Genomic DNA, 20,144 nt, shown 5'->3' on the forward strand with positions numbered 1-20,144 from the left:
TCCGGTCTCTTACGGGAGATAACTTGCATCCAGAGGGAATTTCTTGCTGCATAGATATGCCGAGACACAGTCCCGACTGGAAAGCATCCAGCGGAATTCCAACTTATCGGGAAAGCGAACTCAGGTCAAATAGCCAGCTTTGATGCGGGTAATAGCCTTTTTAACGATTTAACTTAATGATTATGAACAATTTATTACGTAAATAAGTGTCAATCTGACGATTCTGATTCCCCTATGAAGTGTGAGCCGTCTCACTGTGAGGTGCGCCTCATATATATAAACAATGCTGAATAACCGTATGACATCAGCATAAAATTCTGTTGGGGCGGTTTGACGCACAGGATGTATCTGTTTTTCTTATGGCGTCATATTTGAATCAAAATAGGTCTGTCATTAGTAAAATTAATCAGGGCAGGCGTGAGTAAAACAGCGATAAAGTTGAATGAATATGCAATAACAAGACGCAACCATCAGATGGAATGGCTGCCGGGGGGCTGAATAGCACGGGATGTAACAAAAGGGTCGCAAAAGCGCGGCCCTCCAGATTATTCAGTTCGCAGATTTAGTCAAGCGATTTACGCATAACGACGCGAACATCGGCGAAATGGCGCTGCGATGCACCATTATGAGGCAAAATCAGCAGGCAATGACACGCTGAGTCGGCGCAGTGCCGAGATAATTACGCTATCATGAGCCAGATTTCGTTCAGGGAGCTCGTGATGAAACAGATTCGTCTTTTAGCGCAGTACTACGTTGATTTGATGGTCAAGCTGGGGCTGGTGCGTTTCTCGCTGCTGCTAGCCTCGGCATTGGTGGTGCTGGCGATGGTGGTGCAGATGGCGGTCACCATGGTGCTGCGTGGTCATGTCGAAAGCATCGACGTGGTGCGATCGGTGTTCTTTGGTCTGTTGATTACGCCCTGGGCCGTCTATTTTCTTTCGGTGGTGGTGGATCAGTTGGAAGAGTCACGCCAGCGCCTGACGAAGTTGGTCGACAAGCTGGAAGAGATGCGCACGCGCGATCTGGAACTCAATCAGCAAATGAAAGAGACCATCGCTCAGCTGAATCAGGAAATTAACGACCGTATTAAAGCGGAGCAGGCACGCGAGCAGGTGATGGATAAACTGCGCGAAGAGATGGCGCGTCGCGAACAGGCGCAGATCGAGCTGGAGCAGCAATCCTCTTTCTTACGTTCCTTCCTCGATGCCTCGCCGGATTTAGTGTTCTATCGCAATATCGACAAGCAGTTCTCCGGCTGTAACCGCGCGATGGAGTTATTGACCGGCATGAGCGAGAAGCAGCTGATTGGCCTGACGCCACGCGATATCTACGATGAAGATGCCGCCACCAAGGTGCTGGAGACCGATGAGAAGGTATTCCGCCATAATGTCTCCCTGACGTACGAACAGTGGCTGCAATACCCCGACGGGCGCAAAGCCTGCTTCGAAATCCGTAAAGTGCCGTATTACGACCGCGTGGGTAAACGCAGTGGCTTGATGGGCTTTGGTCGCGATATTACCGAGCGTAAGCGCTATCAGGACGCGCTGGAGAACGCCAGCCGTGAGAAGACCACCTTTATTTCTACTATCAGCCACGAGCTGCGTACGCCGCTGAATGGCATTGTCGGCCTGAGCCGCATTTTGCTGGATACCGATCTTAACCAGGAACAGCTGAAGTACCTTAAAACCATTCATGTCTCGGCCATCACCCTTGGCAACATCTTTAATGACGTGATTGAAGTGGACAAAATCGAGCGCCGCAAAGTGCAGCTGGATAATCAGCCGCTCGACTTCACCGGCTTCCTTGCCGATCTGGAAAACCTCTCCGGGTTACTGGCGCAACCAAAAGGGCTGAAGTTCGTGATGGCCCCAGAGCTACCGCTGCCGCATATCATCTCTGCTGACGGCACGCGCCTGCGTCAGATTTTGTGGAACCTGATCGGTAACGCGGTGAAATTCACCCAGCAGGGCGAAATTGTGGTGCGCGTTGCCTATCGCCAGGACGAAACACTGCGCTTTGAAGTGCAGGATTCTGGCATGGGGATTCCGCAGGAAGAGCAGGACAAGATCTTCGCGATGTATTACCAGGTGAAAGATCAGCACGGCGGCAAACCGGCTACCGGTACCGGTATTGGCCTGGCAGTTTCACGCCGCCTGGCACAGGCGATGGGCGGTGACATCAGCGTGAGCAGCGCGCCGGGGCAGGGCTCATGCTTTGTGGTTGAGATTAAAGCACCACGTGTGGCCGATGAAGTGGAAGACGAAGATCTCGACGACAGCATGCCGCTGCCGGCGCTGCATGTATTACTGGTCGAAGATATTGAACTCAACGTTATTGTTGCCAGTTCGGTTCTGGAGAAGCTCGGCTGCAGCGTGGAAGTGGCGATGACCGGCACTGAAGCGCTGGCAATGTTCGATCCGCAGGAATTTGATCTGGTGCTGCTGGATATCCAATTGCCGGATATGACCGGACTGGATGTGTCGCGCGCCATTCATCAGCGCCATGCGGGCGTGACGCTACCGCCGCTGGTGGCACTGACCGCCAACGTGCTGAAGGACAAAAAAGAGTATCTCGATGCCGGTATGGATGATGTGCTGAGCAAACCGCTGGCGGTGCCGGCACTAACCGCGATGATCAAAAAGTTCTGGGATTATCAGGGTGAACCGGTAGAGGAGGTTCAGGCCTCCTCAGACGAACACTCGCGCATGCTGCTCGATGTGGAGATGCTGGAACAGTATATCGAATTGGTCGGCCCAGGATTGATTACACAAAGCCTGACGATGTTTGAGCAGATGATGCCGGGCTATCTCGACGTACTGGATTCCAACATGATGGCACGTGATCAAAAGGGTATCGCGGAAGAGGGGCATAAAATTAAAGGTGCGGCGGGCTCGGTGGGGCTGCTGCATCTGCAGAAACTGTCGAAACAGATCCAGTCGCCGGAATTGCCAGCATGGTGGGACAACGTGCAAGAGTGGATCGACGAACTAAAACATGAGTGGCGGCATGATGTTGATGTGTTGCGCGAGTGGGTAGCAGAGCGGGAAAAATCTTCGGATGCCAGAAAAAAATGACCCCAGTCGAAACTGGGGTGCGCGAATACTGCGCCAACACCAGGGAAATGGGTACTGCTGCTATCGTTAGAAGTCGAATAGATCAGCAACAGTTTGGTATTGGTTAACGCTTCGAAATCACCTTAACAAATTCGCCAACGCTTGTGACAAGATTCATTAAATTGTGTGATGTTGAGCAGCGATTAAATACAGAAAACATTAATTTGCTGACACAGTCAAGTAAGGAATTAATTTCTTTGCCGTATTGCACTATTTTTGACCAAATGTTCTGCTTTTTGCCTGAATTTCCTTCAGCAATCAGCAGGAAAAGCCTGACAGCAGCTTTGAAATTCCTAATCAGCCGAAAAATCGGATTTAAGTGAGCTTAACGTACTGATATTAGTTAACAAATAAGGTGGTTGTGGTGGGTTATCCAAAACGTTTTGGAAACCCTCTGCAGAAAGTTCCAGTTTAAGGTTTAGCGGTGTAATGTAAACCAAACGGAAGGCTAAATCCTTTACCAGCGTCGGGGTTAATCATGGCGATGTTGACGCGATTTCAGCCGTGTTTTTCGGAATGGTCTCGCTTATCAGTGAGCTTATTCAAATGCTTTGAAAGTTTATTGTTAAGTATTGTGAAAGTTTAAATGTGATCTTCATCACTTCTCATGAAGTATCCGTTTGTAAGGGTTTTGCTGGCTTTTTCACCATGGAACCGATTCCCTCATGATGGAAGTGCTTGATGTGATTGGCTCTAATAAAGGAACGATGATGACGCAGGTTATAGCTTTACCTCTAACTGTCACGCGATAAGCGATAAAGTTTTGTCCAGGATTGCAGGTAATTAAAATTGTGACCTGAGTGATTGATTAATGCAGGGAACAGGTAAGAGAAAATTGCATGAGTAAGAGTAAAGGGAAAATGGGGCGACGCATTAAAGTGCTGATCGCTAAAGTGCTGCTGACATGGCTGGGAGTTTGGCTGGCCGGGATTGTGATATTTGCCTTTTTACCGGTACCGTTTTCTGCGGTGATGGTGGAGCGTCAGCTGGGTGCCTGGTTCAGCGGCCGGTTCGATTACGTGGCGCACTCCGATTGGGTCAGCATGGATGAGATTTCTCCGTGGATGGCGCTGGCCGTCATTGCCTCTGAGGATCAAAAATTTCCTGAGCACTGGGGTTTTGATGTCGATGCGATTCAAAAAGTGCTGGATAACGATGGCTCTGAACAGATGCGTGGCGCTTCTACGCTGTCGCAGCAGACCGCAAAAAATCTGTTCTTGTGGGATGGTCGCAGCTGGGTACGCAAAGGGCTGGAAGCAGGTTTAACCGTGGGGATCGAAACGGTGTGGACGAAGCGTCGTATCCTGACGGTGTATTTGAATATTGCGGAGTTTGGTAACGGTGTGTTTGGTGTAGAAGAAGCCTCACAGCGATACTTCCACAAGCCGGCCAGTCGGCTGACGATTTCAGAAGCGGCATTGCTGGCGGCGGTATTGCCAAACCCTATTCGCTTCCGCGCAGATGCGCCTTCAGGGTATGTACGAATGCGCCAGCAGTGGATAATGCGCCAGATGCGTCAGCTAGGCGGCGAAGGCTTCCTCGCACGCTATAAACTGCACTAACAGCACTTAGTCTTCGTCAAAGCCCGCTTCAAACAACTCAATCACCGCCGCTAGCGCCTGCACTTCCTGTGGGCCGCTGGCTTCAATCTCAATATGACCGCCTTTCGCGGAGTCGAGCATCAGCAGCGCAATCACGCTGCTGGCTTCGGCTTCCGTACCGGCTTCATTACGCAGCAGCACCTCTGCGTCAAAACTCTGCACCAACTCGAACAGCTTCATCGCCGGGCGCGCATGCATGCCCAGCTTATTACGAATCTCAACGACTTGCTTCACGGTCATGATTTGCGTTTTTCCAGGGTGCGATGACGAGACTGCACATTTTTGCCGCGTGAGCGGAAGTAATCTGCCAGCTGTTCGGCGATATAAACCGAGCGGTGTTTACCACCTGTACAACCAATCGCGACGGTCAGATAGCTACGATTATTGGTTTCCAGCATCGGCAGCCACAGTTCCAGATAGCTGCGCGTCTGATAAATGAAGTTATGCACTTCGGTGTGACGATCGAGGAATGCGGCAACTGGACGATCAAGCCCGGTCATCGGACGCAGCTTAGGATCCCAGTGCGGGTTTGGCAGGAAACGCACATCGAAGACGTAATCGGCATCAATCGGGATACCGTGTTTGAAGCCGAAAGACTCAAATACCATCGTCAGTTCACGCTCGCGTTTGCCCAACAGGCGCGTGCGCAGCATTTCAGCTAACTCATGAACCGACATTTCGGACGTATCGATGATCAGGTCAGCCCGCGAACGCAAAGGCTCAAGCAGATCGCTCTCTTCATCAATCGCGCTTTCCAGTGACAGGTTCTTGCTGGAGAGCGGATGCAGACGGCGCGTATCACTGTAACGGCGAATCAGCGTGTTGCGATCGGCATCCAGAAACAGTAACTGCGGCGAAAACGAATCGGGCAAATTATTGAGCGCCGTTTCAAACACTTCTGGCGATTCAGGCATATTGCGCACATCAATGCTGACGGCCGCCGAGATATTGCGTTCCGTTAAGGTGTTCGCCAATTCAGGCAAGAGCACCACGGGCAGGTTATCGACACAGTAAAATCCCATGTCTTCAAGGGCACGCAGTGCAACCGATTTTCCTGAGCCTGACCGACCGCTAACGATCATCAGCACCATCACATTTCTCCCGTTTTAAACCGGCGAACACGCCGGTAAATGTGTCTGTCGCTTAAGAGTGTTCTTCCTGAGCTTCTGTGATAATGGCATAGAGCTCTTCATCACTCTGTGCCGCGCGCAAACGGCGGCAGACGGTTTTGTCCGCCAGGCGTTTAGCGACCAGCGACAGCGTATGCAAATGGGTTTTGCACTGGTCTGCAGGCACCAGCAGAGCAAACAGCAGGTCAACCGGTTGGTTGTCCACGGCATCAAAGGCGATCGGCTGGTCGAGGCTGATAAACACGCCGACGGCGCGCAGTGTGTCCTCCTCCAGCTTGCCATGAGGAATGGCAATACCGTTGCCAATGCCAGTACTGCCCATGCGTTCACGGGTCAGGATGGCTTCAAAAAGTGTCTGGTGCGGCAGATTGAGCTGCTTCGCTGCCAGCTCGCTGATAATTTCCAGCGCGCGTTTTTTACTCTGGCAGTGTACGCCGCTACGGGTACAGTCCAGTGAGAGGACCGAGCTCAATTCCAGTGTTAGATCGTTGTTCATCATCGTTTCACTTGCGAGTTCACATAGCCGCAAGGTTAACGCCATTCATACTACGATGGCGAGTCTCCCGTTGGCGCTTGCGCAGATGACAAAACGGGGCGGTTAACCCGCCCCATTTGCGCTCTGAGTGCCGAACCGGTCAGCACTCTGCAAGCATGAAGGTTAGTGTTTTTTCAGTTTGTCTTTGTGTTTGGTCAGCTGACGGGAAAGCTTGTCAATTAACCCGTCGATGGCCGCGTACATGTCTTCCGCTTCCCCTGTGGCGTGCAGCTCTCCGCCGTTGACGTGCAGTGTTGCCTCTGCAATCTGCGTCACCTTCTCCACTTTCAGAACAATATAAACCTGATTGATACGATCAAAGTAGTGTTCCAGTTTGGCAAACTTGCTATTTACAAATTCGCGCAGCGGTTCAGTGATTTCAACATTAAGTCCGGTCAGGTTTAGTTGCATAGGTCTTCCTTCTTCGTTCGGTCAAACTAGCTGCTTGCGCTGGTTTGATGGCGGTATCGATAAAGACTCGCGATATTTAGCAACCGTACGTCGCGCCACCATGATGCCCTGATCGGATAACATGGAGGTGAGTTTGCTGTCGCTCAAGGGTTTTGCGGGGTTTTCCGCGGAGATCAATTTCTTCACCAGGGCACGGATCGCCGTGGAAGAGGCTTCACCACCGCCTTCGGTATTCACATGGCTGGAGAAAAAATATTTTAATTCAAAGATGCCACGCGGGCTGTGAAGATACTTTTGCGTGGTCACGCGGGAAATGGTGGATTCATGCATGTCCACGGCCTGAGCGATATCCGCCAGTACCATCGGCCGCATGTACTCCTCGCCCTGTTCGAAGAACGCCTGCTGCTGCTCGACAATACAACGCGTCACTTTGAGCAGTGTGTCGTTGCGGCTCTCGAGGCTTTTAATCAGCCATTTGGCTTCCTGCAAATTACTGCGAATGAATTGGCTGTCGCTGTCATTACGCGCGGAACCGCCCATTGCGGCATATTGTTGATTGATTTTCAGGCGAGGCAAGCTGTCTGAATTCAGTTCAACGGTCCAGCGCTTACTGGTTTGACGCACCAGCACATCAGGAATCACATACTCAGGTTCACTGGTATTGATCGATTGGCCAGGGCGGGGATCGAGTGACTGAATCAGCAGCATCGCTTCTTTCAGCACGTCTTCCTTTAAACGAGTGACACGCATCAGGCTACGGAAATCGTGGTTGGCCAGCAGATCCAGATGTTCACTGACGATCAAACGCGCTTCCGTCAGCATTGGTGCATCAGCGGCGTATTGTGAAAGCTGCACCAGCAGGCAATCACGCAAGTCACGTGCGCCGACACCCACGGGATCAAAGCGCTGAACACGCTTCAGCACCGCTTCCACCTCTTCCAGCGTCAACTCTTCATCACCGATGCTGTCGCAGATATCCTGCACGGAAACGGTGAGATATCCCGTGTCGTCAATGGCATCGACAATCGAAGTGGCGATCGCGCGGTCGGTATCGGTGAAAGGGGTGAGTTCCACTTGCCACATCAGGTAATCCTGCAGCGACTGAGTGGTTTCGCCCTGATAGACCGGCAGTTCATCATCCTGGTAATCAGTACCGGTGCCTGAAGGCGTGCCCGCGGTGTAGATTTCATCCCAGGTGGCGTCCAGCGGAAGCTCTTCCGGCATATCTTTTTGTTCGAGTGCTTCCCGTGTATCTAAAGAGTCACTTTCCTGTTGTTCACGTGCGTCGATTTCTTCGTGCAGATCGGTTTGTTCAAGCAGCGGATTGCTTTCCAGCGCCAGTTGCAGTTCTTGCTGGAGTTCAAGCGTAGAGAGTTGCAGCAGACGAATGGCCTGCTGCAACTGTGGGGTCATCGCCAGCTGTTGGCTGAGCCTGAGTTGCAAACCTTGCTTCATAATTCTGCTTGAATTTCCTAAGCAAATGTCGTGGATAACGACACCTTATCAGAGTCTGAACTCTTCGCCCAAATAAACCCGCTTAACCTGCTCATCTGCAAGAATTTCCTCAGGCGTACCATGCGCGATCAGATGTCCCTGGCTCACGATGTAAGCACGTTCGCATACCGCAAGCGTTTCGCGCACGTTGTGATCGGTGATCAGCACGCCAAGACCGCTGTCGCGCAGGTGTTCGATGATCTTTTTGATATCGATCACTGAGATCGGGTCAACACCGGCAAAAGGTTCATCCAGCAGGATAAACTTAGGGTTTGCTGCAAGGGCGCGGGCGATTTCAACACGACGGCGCTCACCACCGGAAAGTGCCTGGCCCATGCTGTCACGCAGATGCTCAATGTGGAACTCTTCCATCAACTCATTGGCACGATCCTGACGCTGCTCTTCCGTCAAATCATCGCGGATTTGCAACACCGCCATCAGATTGTCGAACACGCTCAGGCGGCGGAAGATCGACGCTTCCTGCGGCAGATAGCCAATTCCACGGCGCGCTCGCGCGTGCAGCGGCAGAATACTGATGTCTTCATCATCAATTACGATGCGGCCTGCATCGCGCGGCACAATCCCGACAACCATGTAAAACGTGGTGGTCTTGCCGGCACCGTTTGGACCCAGCAGGCCGACAATCTCGCCAGATTTTACCTGCAGGCTGACATCTTCCACCACGCGGCGGCCTTTATAGGCTTTCGCCAGGTTTTCAGCGACTAATGTGGCCATAGCGATCAGTTACTCTTTTTAGGGCTCGTGGACGAGCCGTTTTTGTCCTGCAACTGCGACGGCACCAACACGGTGGTGACGCGCTTGCTTTCGCCCTGGCTAAACGCCTGCATTTTCTGCTCTTTCACCAGGTAAGTGATGCGATCGCCTTTGATGTTGCTGTCCAGCTGCTGAATGAAGGCATTGCCTGTCAGTTCAACGAAATCGTTCGCCAGCTCGTAATGCAGTTTCGAGGCGTGGCCCTGCACGGGTTTGCCGTTATCCTGCATCTGATAGAAAGTGGCGGGAGCGCCGTAGGCATCGACGATGGTTTTTTTGCTGTCGCCACCCGGACGTGTGACCACCACTTTGTCAGCGGTGATTTTGATTGAACCCTGAGTCACGATGACATTACCGGTAAAGGTCGCCACGTTGCCTTGCAGATCCAACGCCTGATTCACCGAGTCAATGTTTACGGGTTTGTCAGAATCTCCCGTAAGCGCCAGTGCGGGCAGGCTGGTCGCCAGTAAGGTGCTCACCAGCAACAACTTAAGGCTGTTTTTTTTCATTTTGGATTTCATAAGAAGTTTTGACCTTTTCAAGAAGCTGGGCATTTTTGGTTCGTAAATTGCCGCGCATCTTCATGCCAGTGGAATTAAAACTGCGGCCAAATAGGGTGACCTGATCGTCAGATGTCACATCCTGGGTGACCAGATTAACCTGAGCAGTATCGGTAATAATGCGCTCAAGTTGAGAGTCCTGAGTCAGGGTATTCACTTCAACGTGACCATAAAGATACAGCATACGATCTTTGGTCAGCTTTGCCTTATCGGCGCGTATTGTCCAGGTGGGCACTTTGTTTTCATCATACGTGGTCGCAACCGGATTATCGAACCAACTCACCTCATCTGCCTCAAAGTAAGTCACTTTATCCGAGATCAACTTGTACGCCAGCGCGCCCGTGGGGTTGTACACCACAGAATGGGATTTTTCGCTGGTGTAGGTTGGTTCCTGGGAATTGGTCGCCACCGGCGTTTTGTTGTCATCCTGGTTGGTGAGATTCCAGCCGATCAGCACTACTGCGATCAAGGCCAGAATCAGCGTTATCCAACGCCTGCTCTTACTCATACTGATTGCCCTTTGGCATCCTCAAATTTGTTCTGCGCCATTAAAATCAGATCGCAGAGTTCACGCACCGCACCACGACCACCGGCAATACGAGTCACATAGTGCGCGCGCGGCAGTAATACCGGATGCGCATCGGCAACGGCCACACTCAAGCCTGCTTGCGCCATGACCGGCCAATCGATCAGATCGTCGCCAATATAAGCAACTTGCTCGGCAGATAATGACAGTTTATCCAGGAGTTCACGCCACGCCAAAAGCTTATCTGATTGTCCCTGGTAAAGATGCGTAATACCGAGCGTCTGGCAACGATCTTCCAGCAGCTTGGCTTTACGGCCGGTAATGATAGCCACTTCGATATCAGAGGTGAGTAGGCAGCGAATGCCATAACCATCGCGGACGTTAAAGGCTTTCAGTTCTTCGCCATTGTTGCCCATGTAAATCACGCCGTCAGACATCACACCGTCGACGTCGCAAATTAGCAGGCGAATCTGTGCCGCCCGCGCCATTACATCGGCACTGACCGGGCCATAGCAGGTATCGATCATTGAGGTTTCAACACTCATTATTAGTTCCTGTTCAAACTACGCCAGCGCGCAGCATGTCATGCATATGTACCACACCGAGCAGACGATCGTCATCGGCGACCAGCACCGCAGTGATGTTTTTGTTTTGCATCAGATTCAGTGCGTCGACGGCCAGCATGTTTGGGCGCACGCGAATTCCGCCGCGCGTCATCACATCCTGAATGCTGGCTGACTGGAAATCGATACCCATATCGAAGATGCGGCGTAAGTCACCATCGGTGAAGATGCCTTCGATTTTCATCAGGTCATCAACAATTACCGTCAGGCCGAGGTTTTTGCGCGTAATTTCCAGTAGCGCATCGCGCAGCGACGCATCGCGACTGACGTGCGGGATTTCATCACCACTGTGCATAATATCGCTGACGTGCAGCAACAGCTTGCGGCCCAGTGCGCCACCGGGATGAGAGAGTGCGAAGTCTTCCTGAGTAAAGCCGCGCGCTTCCAGCAGGGCGACAGCCAGCGCATCGCCCATTACCAGCGTGGCGGTGGTGCTGGAGGTCGGAGCCAGACCGAGCGGGCACGCTTCCTGCGGCACCTTCACACATATATGCACATCAGCGGCACGCCCCATGGCACTCTCCGGACGGCTGGTGAGGCAAATTAACGGCACTTTCTGTCGCTTAAGAACCGGCACCAACGCCAGGATTTCGTTCGATTCGCCGCTATTAGAGATGGCGATCACCACGTCGTTAGGCGTCACCATACCGAGGTCACCATGGCTGGCTTCGCCGGGATGGACAAAGAATGAAGAAGTCCCGGTACTGGCGAAAGTCGCCGCCATTTTTGCCCCAATATGACCGGATTTTCCCATGCCCATCACGACCACTTTTCCACGGCAGGCAATGATCATTTCGCAGGCGCGGCTAAAGTCGGCATTAATATACTGATCGAGCTGCTCCAGCCCTTCGCGTTCGATGCGCAGTACCGCTTTACCTGCCTGTTGATAATCAAAATCCGGTTGCTGATGTGACATGGTCAGTCCGTCCTTAATAACTTGTGATGAGCGAAGGGCTGAGCCACAGCCACAGAACCCACGCGATAAATCCCGTTAACAAAAGAGTGCCGGCTACACGGCCAATCCGGCGTTTGCGTAACAAACAGAGTAGGGCGAACAGCACGCTGACACCCAGCATCACCCAGTAATCTCGTGCGAAAGCGTGTGCATCAATGCTGCCGGGGTGCACCAGCGCGGGCAGACCCAGCACAATGGCCAGGTTAAAGATATTAGCGCCAATCAGGTTACCGATAGCGATATCGTCTTCACCTTTCAATGCTCCCGCCACTACGGTAGCCAGTTCTGGCAAGCTGGTGCCGACGGCAATTAACGTCAGGCCCATCACCAACTCGCTGACACCAAAATAGTCGGCAAACACGGTGGCGTTATCGATCACCATTCGCGTCGACATCGGCAGAATAATCAGCGCCACCGCCAGCCACAAAAAGGCCACGGTGTTACCTGTTTCATCGCGTGGTAGTTCAGCCAGTTGTTCGCGCGTTAACGTGTCGTTGTTATCCCGCTCCGCACGACGGGCGATGCGGATGACGATCAGCAGGTAGCCGAGGGCAATCAGCAGCAGCGCGATGCCATCAAGTCGACTAAGGTGATTATCAAACAGCATGATGCCGCTCAGCAGTGAGACCAGCAGCATCAGGGGGAGTTCGCGCCGAATCAGATTGGAGTGTACCGTTAATGGGTGCAATAGTGCGGCACCGCCAAGAATAAGCAGAATATTGGTGATGTTTGAGCCAAGCGCGGTGCCGACGGCTAAATCCATTTGCCCATGCTGTGCGGCAGAGAAAGAAACGATCAGTTCGGGTAACGATGTGCCTATGCTGACCACTGTCATGCCGATGATCAGTGGAGGAATGCCAAAGGATCGACACAGGATCGCGGCACTGAAAACCAGACGGTCAGCACCGTAAACCAGTAAAATCAATCCGATAAACAGCAGGGCAGTGGCTACGAACATGAAAAATCCTTGATGGATAGGTGTGTCGGCGAACCTTGTCCGACAGGTAAAAACATTGCGCGCGCGGAAACAGGCGCTGATTTTGACTGTCTGAGAGGCAAAAGTAAATTTTAAGGCCGTTTTCGCCACACCTGACGGGTAAGTTTCTGTAAAACTATCGTGCATTATGGCCTACCAGGCTACCATCCACGACTTTGATTACGCCCGATCCGCATAAAGAGGTAACGATGATCCAGCAAAAAACGAATCTGGTTGAGGTTCGTGGCGTCAGCTTCACTCGCGGAGATCGCGTCATCTTTGATGACATTTCGCTTACCGTGCCAGCGGGTAAAGTGACCGCTATTATGGGACCATCCGGGATTGGGAAAACCACGCTGTTGCGCCTGATTGGTGGACAGTTGCAGCCGGATAAAGGTGAAATCTGGTTCCGTGACCAGAATATTCCGGCGCTTTCTCGCACTAAATTGTATGAAGTGCGAAAAAAAATGAGCATGTTGTTCCAGTCGGGTGCACTTTTTACCGATCTCAACGTCTTTGATAACGTCGCCTGGCCGCTGCGTGAGCACACGCAATTACCGCCAGAGTTACTGCACAGCACGGTGATGATGAAGCTGGAAGCGGTGGGTCTGCGCGGTGCAGCCAAACTGATGCCGGCCGAACTCTCAGGCGGCATGGCGCGGCGTGCTGCGCTGGCGCGCGCTATTGCGCTGGAACCAGATCTGATCATGTTCGATGAGCCGTTTGTCGGCCAGGATCCGATTACCATGGGCGTGCTGGTGAAATTGATCGACGAACTGAATCACTCGTTAGGCGTGACCTGTATTGTGGTTTCACACGATGTGCCAGAGGTCTTGAGCATTGCTGACCATGCCTATATTGTTGCCGGTCAAAAGATTATTGCTCAGGGCAGTGCGCCGGAGTTGCGGGAAAATCCCGATCCGCGCGTGCGCCAGTTTATTGAGGGTCATGCGGACGGCCCGGTGCCGTTCCGCTTCGCTGCCGGGGATTACCTCAGCGATCTGACTCGTGCAGGGAGAACGTAAACTGATGTTGCTAAAGGCGCTGGCGTCACTTGGACGTCAGGGAATTAATACCTGTGCGGCGTTTGGCCGTGCAGGTTTGATGCTGTTTCATGCGCTGGTGGGTAAACCCGCCTTTCGCCGACACGCGCCACTGCTGATAAAACAGCTGTACAGCGTGGGCGTACTGTCGCTGCTGATCATTGTGGTTTCTGGCTTGTTCATCGGTATGGTGCTCGGCCTGCAGGGTTATCTGGTGTTGACCACCTATAGCGCTGAAACCAGTCTTGGCATGTTGGTGGCATTATCGCTGTTGCGTGAACTGGGGCCAGTGGTCACTGCACTGTTGTTTGCAGGACGCGCAGGTTCAGCGCTGACGGCAGAAATTGGTCTGATGAAAGCCACTGAACAGCTTTCCAGCATGGAAATGATGGCGGTCGATCCGTTGCGTCGCGTGGTGTCGCCGCGCTTCTGGGCGGGCTTTATCAGCATGCCGCTGCTCACGTTGATATTTACGGCAGTGGGTATTGCTGGCGGTGCATTGGTGGGCGTGAGCTGGAAAGGCATCGATCCGGGCTTCTTCTGGTCAGCCATGCAAAATGCCGTGGATTTCCGCACCGATGTCATCAATTGCATGATTAAAAGCGCAGTCTTTGCCGTGACGGTAACCTGGATTGCGCTGTTCAATGGCTATGATGCCATCCCGACCTCGGAAGGGATTAGTCGGGCGACAACGCGTACCGTAGTGCATGCTTCACTGGCGGTACTCGGTTTGGACTTTGTGCTGACAGCACTGATGTTTGGGAATTGATGCAATGCAAAGCAAGAAAAACGAAATCTGGGTAGGCGTCTTCATGCTGGCAGCGCTGTTGGCACTGTTATTCCTCAGCCTGCGCGTGGCCGATCTCAAGTCACTCGGCACCGAACCGACATGGAAGCTGTATGCCACCTTCGATAATATCGGCGGCCTGAAAGTCAGCTCACCGGTAAAAATTGGTGGTGTGGTGATTGGTCGTGTAACAGATATTTCGCTGGATGATAAAACGCTTTCGCCGCGTGTCACCATGGACATCAGCGATCAGTACACCGACAAAATTCCGGACACCAGCTCGCTGGCGATCCGCACGCAAGGCTTGCTCGGTGAGCAGTTTCTCGCGCTAAATTTAGGCTTCGACGATCCAGAGTTAGGATCATCAATGCTAAAGGATGGCGGTACGCTGCGTGACACCAAATCGGCGATGGTGCTGGAAGATTTGATCGGCCAGTTCCTCTACAAGAGCGGCGACAATAAAAACGATAATCAAAAGCAGGGTGGGGAGAGTGCGACCGCCCCTGCGGCACCAGCTACAACGGAATAGAGAGGTAAAACACGATGTTTAAACGTTTCCTGATGATTGCCATGCTGGCGATTGTACCTTTGGCCGCTAACGCCGCGGATCAAAGCGACCCCTATAAACAAATGAACGAAGCGGCGGCAAAAACCTTTACCCGCCTGAAAAACGAGCAACCAAAAATTAAGCAGGATCCGAATTATCTGCGCGAAGTCGTGCGTCAGGAACTGCTGCCGTATGTACAGATTAAATATGCCGGTGCACTGGTGCTGGGCCGCTATTATCGTGAGGCCACTCCGGCACAGCGTGACGCTTACTTTAGCGCGTTTGGTGATTATCTGGCGCAGGCCTATGGTCAGGCGCTGGCGCTCTACCACGGACAGACTTATCAGATTCAGCAGCCGCAGCCGATTGGCGACTCGAATATTGTTGCGATTCGCGTAACCATTGTTGATCCAAATGGCCGCCCGCCAGTGCGCCTCGATTTCCAGTGGCGTAAGAACAGCCAGACCGGCAACTGGCAGGCCTATGACATGGTGGCTGAAGGCATCAGTATGATCACCACCAAACAAAATGAGTGGAGCGACTTGCTGCGTACCAAAGGCATTGATGGTCTGACCGCGCAGTTGAAAACGTACGCAGCACAGCCTATCACTCTGGATAAACAGTAAGAATGAGCGAACCGTTACGCTGGCAGCGCAATGCCAGCACGCTATCTTTAAGCGGCATGCTGGATCGAGACACATTGCTGGCATTGTGGCATGAGCGGGAAACCGCGATGTTGGATGTTGCCACCATTGATGTCGGGGCGCTGGATCGCGTGGATTCAGCGGGTCTGGCATTGTTGGTTCATCTGCGTGAGATTGCGCGGGCACAAGGTAGCACGCCGGTTTTCACCGGTATCAACGACAAACTTCAGTCATTAATTACGCTGTATAACCTGCAGCAGATTATTGTTTCTGCGGAAAAAATCGCCTGATTAAGTGTTGATCGATAAAAGCCCCTGATTTATTCAGGGGCTTTTGCGTATTTAAGAGTCAGACGCTTTCCTCTAAGATATCCGCCTTATTATTATTAAGTGAAGCAAAGAGCGATGGAAAATAGTGAAGTTCAGGCCGTGCTGATGCAGGCGTTACCCTTAGATGAAGTACATGTTCTCAGCAACGACGGCAGCCATTTTCAGGTGATCGCTGTCGGTGAGATGTTTGGTGAGCTGAGCCGTGTGAAAAAACAGCAGGCTGTCTATGCGCCGCTGATGGAATACATTGCGGATAACCGTATTCATGCGGTTTCCATCAAAACTTATACCCCAACCGAGTGGGCGCGCGACCGTAAACTCAACGGTTTCTAAGCGCCTCACAGGTTGTTTTGTTGATAGATAATTGAGAGCCGTTAATGGACAAATTTCGTGTGCAAGGCCCCACCCGTTTAAGTGGTGAAGTGACCATTTCCGGAGCGAAGAATGCTGCGCTGCCAATTCTGTTTGCTGCGCTGCTGGCAGAAGAGCCGGTAGAGATTCAGAACGTGCCGAAGCTGCGTGATATCGATACCACCATGAAGCTGCTGAATTTGCTGGGCGCGCGCGTTGAGCGTAATGGTTCGGTTCACGTTGATGCTCGCGAAGTTAACGTCTTCAGCGCGCCGTATGATCTGGTGAAAACCATGCGTGCTTCAATCTGGGCGCTGGGTCCGCTGGTGGCGCGTTTTGGTCAGGGTCAGGTTTCATTGCCTGGCGGCTGCGCCATTGGTGCGCGTCCGGTTGATCTGCACATCACCGGCCTTGAGCAGTTGGGTGCGGAAATTAAACTGGAAGAAGGCTACGTTAAAGCTTCCGTTAATGGCCGTCTGAAAGGCGCACACATCGTCATGGACAAAGTCAGCGTTGGCGCGACCGTGACCATCATGAGTGCCGCAACGCTTGCTACCGGCACCACCATTATTGAAAACGCCGCGCGTGAGCCGGAAATTGTCGACACGGCAAACTTCCTCAACACGCTGGGCGCAAAAATCAGCGGTGCAGGTACAGATAAAATCACCATCGAAGGCGTTGAACGTCTGGGTGGCGGTGTGTATCGCGTCCTGCCGGATCGTATCGAAACCGGCACCTTCCTGGTCGCTGCTGCGATTTCTCGCGGTAAAGTGGTGTGCCATAAGGCTCAGCCGGATACGCTGGATGCGGTGTTGGCGAAACTGCGTGATGCGGGTGCCGAGATTGAAACCGGTGAAGACTGGATCAGCCTCGACATGCACGGCAAACGCCCTAAAGCCGTGAATATCCGCACTGCGCCACACCCGGGATTCCCAACCGACATGCAGGCACAGTTCACGTTGTTGAACATGGTGGCGGAAGGCACGGGCGTGATCACCGAAACCATCTTTGAAAACCGTTTCATGCACATTCCTGAGCTGATTCGTATGGGCGGCCATGCCGAGATCGAAAGTAACACCGCGATTTGCCACGGTGTTGAGACGCTCTCAGGTGCGCAAGTGATGGCGACCGACCTGCGTGCTTCAGCGAGTCTGGTGTTGGCCGGTTGCATCGCGGAAGGCACCACCATTGTGGATCGTATTTATCATATCGACCGTGGCTACGAGCACATCGAAGATAAACTGAAGGCCATGGGTGCGAATATCGAGCGCGTCAGCGGCGAATAACGCAGACATAACACTCAATGGAAACCAGTCACGGCAGCGTGGCTGGTTTTTTTATGTCAAAGATCTGAGATCTCCTGACGATCCTTCGGCGATCGAATGCGTTTTTTGCGATCCAGTAAACGCGCGGTGACAGGATCATAATAGCGAGTTGGCCAGATCTCGGCGGGATGAACGCCGATCGCGTTGGCGATCAACCACTCTCCTTTGGGCCAGGGGCGGGAAAGTGCGTTGGATAATGTGGACGAATTCAGCCCCGAATTGCGTGACAACTCAGCCATTGATGTGCCTTTTTTACGCAGGGCTGCAATCACATCTGCGGGATGCCAATCCTGTTTCCTTGCTTTCATAACGTCCTGCTCCTTGTCCATGTTATTGCGTTATCTCTGCCGCAACGTGTGCGTAACCAATACAGAGATAATAGGAAAAACAAAAAACTTTATAGCAAATAGTTTCCATAAGCTTCCAGTAATTGTTTTGGCGTCGCGTGAAACTGAGCTCTCTTTCGCAAAAGCGCTGCAAGGAATGTAATTGGCAGTCAGGAGAAGGGCAGGGAAGTGAAGCAGGAGAGAAAACGGGTGATGCAGGAGAGTAAACGGGGCTTAATCGCCCCGTTATCGCAATCAGAACTCGCGTTGTACAGACATGTGCGCCAGCGCTTCGAGCGCGCTGCGCCAAGGTGATTCGGGTATTTCCTGCAGGGCAGCAATGGCTTTATCCGCCTCTTCTTCGGCGCGTTTGCGCGTCCATTCCAGCGAGCCGGTTTGCTGCATGGCGTCCAGCACCGGTTCCAGCAGATGGCGACCGTTACCTTCTTCAATCGCTTTGCGGATCATCTGAGCTTGCTCTGGCGTGCCGTTATGCATGGCATGCAACAACGGCAGCGTCGGCTTGCCTTCACTGAGATCGTCACCGGTATTTTTACCCAGCGTTTCGCCATCCGCACTGTAATCCAGCAAATCATCAATTAACTGGAAAGCGGTGCCCAGGTAGCGACCATAATCCTGCATCGCTTTTTCCTGCGCCGGGGTGGCTTCAGCCAGAATCGCAGAGGCTTGGGAGGCCGCTTCAAACAGGCGCGCGGTTTTGCTGTAGATGACGCGCATGTAGCTTTCTTCAGTGATATCGGGATCGTTGCAGTTCATCAGCTGCAGCACTTCGCCTTCCGCAATCACGTTCACCGCTTCCGACATCAGCGCGAGGATCTTTAAGGATCCCATGCTGGTCATCATCTGAAACGCGCGAGTGTAGATAAAATCGCCCACCAGCACACTGGCAGCATTACCGAACGCGGCATTGGCAGTGGCTTTGCCACGGCGCATATCGGATTCATCCACCACATCATCGTGCAGCAGTGTCGCCGTATGGATAAATTCGATCAGCGCCGCATTGGTGACATGTAGCGATCCTTGATAATTGAGTGCGCGTGCAGACAGCACCGCGATCATTGGCCGGATACGTTTGCCCCCGCCGCTGATGATGTAATAACCCAACTGATTGATCAGTGAGACCTCTGAATTCAGCTGGTCGAGGATGGTCTGGTTGACGGCCGCCATGTCCTGCGCGGTTAATTCATTAATCTGTTCTAAGTTCATTCGTCTGTTCAGCTTTGACTCGTATTTTGCATGGTAAGCGCTTTTACCCAGCGTGAGTTCAGGTAATCTGTTACTGATTGTACTTGAAAAATCGGGCTGAGAAACGTTTGCATTCGTCCTGCGCTTTTTTTCTGCAAGAGAGTGCAAAGTGCACTTGTCTTCTGCTGGAGATTTGCGTAGAATTCGCGCCCTATTGTGAATATTTATCGCGCCGCCTGATGAATAGAAAGGCATGCGCAGAAGCGGAGTTTTATATGTACGCGGTTTTCCAAAGTGGTGGTAAACAACACCGAGTAAGCGAAGGTCAGACCGTTCGCTTGGAAAAGCTGGACATCGCAACCGGCGAAACCATTGAGTTCGACCAGGTTCTGATGATTGCAAATGGCGAAGACGTGCAAATCGGCGCGCCACTGGTATCAGGCGGTGTGATCAAGGCAGAAGTTGTTGCTCACGGTCGTGGCGAGAAAGTTAAGATTGTTAAGTTTCGTCGTCGTAAACACTACCGTAAGCAAGCTGGTCACCGTCAGTGGTTCACTGATGTGAAAATCACTGTGATCGGCGCGTAAGAGGAGATCTGACAAATGGCACATAAAAAGGCTGGTGGCTCGACTCGTAACGGTCGCGACTCCAATGCAAAACGTCTGGGTGTTAAGCGTTTCGGTGGTGAATCTGTTCTGGCAGGTAGCATCATCGTTCGTCAGCGTGGCACCAAATTCCACGCAGGTACCAACGTAGGTTGTGGTCGTGACCACACCCTGTTTGCTACCGCAGACGGCAAAGTACAATTCGAAGTTAAAGGTCCTAACAACCGTAAGTACATCAGCATCGTTGCTGAGTAAGGTTGCTGTGACGCAGACGGTCAACGTC

Annotated in this window: 24 protein-coding genes; 11 read left to right on the top strand and 13 right to left on the bottom strand. The window is 52.4% G+C overall.

Annotated features, from left to right (window positions below; genetic code table 11):
* Nucleotides 1–719 precede the first annotated feature (719 nt).
* Together arcB and mtgA are read left to right on the top strand one after the other, a co-directional pair.
* On the top strand, nt 720–3,074 hold the full coding sequence (arcB, locus tag ACXI0A_RS03785; protein WP_476150291.1) for an aerobic respiration two-component sensor histidine kinase ArcB: 2,355 nt from the start codon (nt 720–722) through the stop codon (nt 3,072–3,074).
* 878 nt (nt 3,075–3,952) lie between these two features.
* The gene (gene mtgA / locus ACXI0A_RS03790) at nt 3,953–4,675 is read left to right on the top strand and encodes a monofunctional biosynthetic peptidoglycan transglycosylase (RefSeq protein ID WP_476150289.1); all 723 of its coding nucleotides are present in this window, start codon (nt 3,953–3,955) and stop codon (nt 4,673–4,675) included.
* 6 nt (nt 4,676–4,681) lie between these two features.
* On the opposite strand, the gene npr is transcribed toward mtgA, so the two are convergent.
* From npr to ACXI0A_RS03845, 11 genes are all read right to left on the bottom strand, one after another.
* Nucleotides 4,682–4,954: a PTS phosphocarrier protein NPr gene (npr, locus tag ACXI0A_RS03795; RefSeq protein WP_200576271.1), complete on the bottom strand. Its 273-nt coding sequence runs from the start codon at nt 4,952–4,954 to the stop codon at nt 4,682–4,684.
* Entirely contained in the window at nt 4,951–5,805 is an 855-nt protein-coding gene (gene rapZ, locus ACXI0A_RS03800) for an RNase adapter RapZ (RefSeq protein WP_034826630.1), read from the bottom strand. The genes npr and rapZ overlap by 4 nt, the downstream gene beginning before the upstream one ends.
* 52 nt (nt 5,806–5,857) lie before the next feature.
* A complete protein-coding gene (gene ptsN, locus ACXI0A_RS03805) occupies nt 5,858–6,340 on the bottom strand; it encodes a PTS IIA-like nitrogen regulatory protein PtsN (protein WP_176505766.1) in 483 nt (160 codons plus the stop codon).
* Nucleotides 6,341–6,502: 162 nt separating this feature from the next.
* Nucleotides 6,503–6,790 (bottom strand): ribosome hibernation promoting factor, encoded by a 288-nt coding sequence (hpf, locus tag ACXI0A_RS03810; protein WP_034826627.1) that lies wholly within the window; start codon nt 6,788–6,790, stop codon nt 6,503–6,505.
* A 21-nt stretch (nt 6,791–6,811) separates the two neighbouring features.
* The gene (gene rpoN, locus ACXI0A_RS03815) at nt 6,812–8,245 is read right to left on the bottom strand and encodes an RNA polymerase factor sigma-54 (RefSeq protein ID WP_224932300.1); all 1,434 of its coding nucleotides are present in this window, start codon (nt 8,243–8,245) and stop codon (nt 6,812–6,814) included.
* A 48-nt stretch (nt 8,246–8,293) separates the two neighbouring features.
* A complete protein-coding gene (gene lptB, locus ACXI0A_RS03820; RefSeq protein ID WP_100704403.1) occupies nt 8,294–9,019 on the bottom strand; it encodes an LPS export ABC transporter ATP-binding protein in 726 nt (241 codons plus the stop codon).
* A gap of 5 nt (nt 9,020–9,024) precedes the next feature.
* Nucleotides 9,025–9,579 carry a lipopolysaccharide ABC transporter substrate-binding protein LptA gene (gene lptA, locus ACXI0A_RS03825; RefSeq protein WP_224932301.1) on the bottom strand — a complete coding sequence of 185 codons (555 nt, stop codon included), beginning with the start codon at nt 9,577–9,579 and terminating at the stop codon, nt 9,025–9,027.
* Nucleotides 9,548–10,126 (bottom strand): LPS export ABC transporter periplasmic protein LptC, encoded by a 579-nt coding sequence (gene lptC, locus ACXI0A_RS03830; RefSeq protein WP_476150286.1) that lies wholly within the window; start codon nt 10,124–10,126, stop codon nt 9,548–9,550. The genes lptA and lptC overlap by 32 nt, the downstream gene beginning before the upstream one ends.
* Nucleotides 10,123–10,689: a 3-deoxy-manno-octulosonate-8-phosphatase KdsC gene (gene kdsC, locus ACXI0A_RS03835; protein WP_224932303.1), complete on the bottom strand. Its 567-nt coding sequence runs from the start codon at nt 10,687–10,689 to the stop codon at nt 10,123–10,125. The genes lptC and kdsC overlap by 4 nt, the downstream gene beginning before the upstream one ends.
* Before the next feature lie 13 nt (nt 10,690–10,702).
* Entirely contained in the window at nt 10,703–11,683 is a 981-nt protein-coding gene (kdsD, locus tag ACXI0A_RS03840) for an arabinose-5-phosphate isomerase KdsD (RefSeq protein WP_224932304.1), read from the bottom strand.
* 13 nt (nt 11,684–11,696) lie between these two features.
* Nucleotides 11,697–12,680 (bottom strand): calcium/sodium antiporter, encoded by a 984-nt coding sequence (locus ACXI0A_RS03845; protein ID WP_224932305.1) that lies wholly within the window; start codon nt 12,678–12,680, stop codon nt 11,697–11,699.
* A 227-nt stretch (nt 12,681–12,907) separates the two neighbouring features.
* Between ACXI0A_RS03845 and mlaF the strand changes: the two genes are divergently transcribed.
* From mlaF to murA, 7 genes are all read left to right on the top strand, one after another.
* On the top strand, nt 12,908–13,723 hold the full coding sequence (gene mlaF / locus ACXI0A_RS03850; protein ID WP_034826608.1) for a phospholipid ABC transporter ATP-binding protein MlaF: 816 nt from the start codon (nt 12,908–12,910) through the stop codon (nt 13,721–13,723).
* A 4-nt stretch (nt 13,724–13,727) separates the two neighbouring features.
* The gene (mlaE, locus tag ACXI0A_RS03855) at nt 13,728–14,510 is read left to right on the top strand and encodes a lipid asymmetry maintenance ABC transporter permease subunit MlaE (RefSeq protein ID WP_224932307.1); all 783 of its coding nucleotides are present in this window, start codon (nt 13,728–13,730) and stop codon (nt 14,508–14,510) included.
* 4 nt (nt 14,511–14,514) lie between these two features.
* On the top strand, nt 14,515–15,057 hold the full coding sequence (mlaD, locus tag ACXI0A_RS03860; RefSeq protein WP_476150283.1) for an outer membrane lipid asymmetry maintenance protein MlaD: 543 nt from the start codon (nt 14,515–14,517) through the stop codon (nt 15,055–15,057).
* A gap of 14 nt (nt 15,058–15,071) precedes the next feature.
* Entirely contained in the window at nt 15,072–15,701 is a 630-nt protein-coding gene (gene mlaC / locus ACXI0A_RS03865; RefSeq protein WP_476150281.1) for a phospholipid-binding protein MlaC, read from the top strand.
* A gap of 2 nt (nt 15,702–15,703) precedes the next feature.
* Nucleotides 15,704–16,009 carry a lipid asymmetry maintenance protein MlaB gene (mlaB, locus tag ACXI0A_RS03870; RefSeq protein WP_224932310.1) on the top strand — a complete coding sequence of 102 codons (306 nt, stop codon included), beginning with the start codon at nt 15,704–15,706 and terminating at the stop codon, nt 16,007–16,009.
* A gap of 114 nt (nt 16,010–16,123) precedes the next feature.
* Nucleotides 16,124–16,381, top strand: a complete 258-nt coding sequence (gene ibaG, locus ACXI0A_RS03875; RefSeq protein WP_034826599.1) for a BolA family iron metabolism protein IbaG — start codon at nt 16,124–16,126, stop codon at nt 16,379–16,381.
* A 44-nt stretch (nt 16,382–16,425) separates the two neighbouring features.
* Nucleotides 16,426–17,685, top strand: coding sequence for a UDP-N-acetylglucosamine 1-carboxyvinyltransferase (gene murA, locus ACXI0A_RS03880; RefSeq protein WP_200576303.1), 1,260 nt, complete (start codon nt 16,426–16,428; stop codon nt 17,683–17,685).
* A 56-nt stretch (nt 17,686–17,741) separates the two neighbouring features.
* Here the strand turns inward: murA and ACXI0A_RS03885 are convergent, their stop codons facing one another.
* Both ACXI0A_RS03885 and ispB read right to left on the bottom strand, forming a co-directional pair.
* A complete protein-coding gene (locus ACXI0A_RS03885; protein WP_224932311.1) occupies nt 17,742–18,032 on the bottom strand; it encodes a helix-turn-helix domain-containing protein in 291 nt (96 codons plus the stop codon).
* 273 nt (nt 18,033–18,305) lie between these two features.
* Nucleotides 18,306–19,277: an octaprenyl diphosphate synthase gene (gene ispB, locus ACXI0A_RS03890; RefSeq protein ID WP_224932312.1), complete on the bottom strand. Its 972-nt coding sequence runs from the start codon at nt 19,275–19,277 to the stop codon at nt 18,306–18,308.
* Between the two features lie 254 nt (nt 19,278–19,531).
* On the opposite strand from ispB, the gene rplU reads away from it, so the two are divergent.
* Together rplU and rpmA are read left to right on the top strand one after the other, a co-directional pair.
* Nucleotides 19,532–19,843, top strand: a complete 312-nt coding sequence (rplU, locus tag ACXI0A_RS03895) for a 50S ribosomal protein L21 (protein ID WP_034826596.1) — start codon at nt 19,532–19,534, stop codon at nt 19,841–19,843.
* Nucleotides 19,844–19,858: 15 nt separating this feature from the next.
* Complete coding sequence (gene rpmA, locus ACXI0A_RS03900) at nt 19,859–20,116, top strand: 50S ribosomal protein L27 (protein ID WP_003851093.1); 258 nt, start codon at nt 19,859–19,861, stop codon at nt 20,114–20,116.
* The last annotated feature ends 28 nt before the right edge of the window (nt 20,117–20,144 follow it).

Source organism: Pantoea sp. C1E2 (genome assembly GCF_056491465.1).